The organism is Stenotrophomonas sp. Steno-Z4, from assembly GCF_056393145.1.
The window spans coordinates 1-434 of record NZ_JBWJPC010000022.1 but is presented as its reverse complement, the minus strand read 5'-3'; the positions used below and the strand labels follow the sequence as shown (position 1 = coordinate 434).

The following is a 434-nucleotide window of genomic DNA, read 5'->3' as shown; positions in this document are numbered from 1 at the left end:
CGGATACCGACGATTTCGATTTCTTCGCCGACCTTGATCACGCCGCGCTCGATACGACCGGTCACCACGGTGCCGCGGCCCGAGATCGAGAACACGTCTTCCACCGGCATCAGGAAGGTCTTGTCCACGTCACGTTCCGGCAGCGGGATCCAGGTGTCCAGCGCCTCGACCAGCTTGATGATGGCCGGCACGCCGATCTCGCTCTGGTCGCCTTCCAGCGCCAGACGGGCCGAGCCCGAGATGATCGGGGTGTCGTCGCCCGGGAAGTCGTACTTGCTCAGCAGCTCGCGGACTTCCATTTCGACCAGTTCCAGCAGCTCGGCGTCGTCCACCATGTCGGCCTTGTTCAGGAACACGACGATGTACGGCACGCCGACCTGGCGCGACAGCAGGATGTGCTCGCGGGTCTGCGGCATCGGGCCGTCAGCAGCCGA

1 protein-coding gene is annotated in these 434 nt (G+C 64.7%); it reads right to left on the bottom strand.

Going from position 1 to position 434, the window contains the following annotated elements:
* Positions 1–434 (bottom strand): GTP-binding protein (locus tag AC06E7_RS19090; protein WP_478065605.1); only part of this gene is annotated, 434 nt, incomplete at both ends.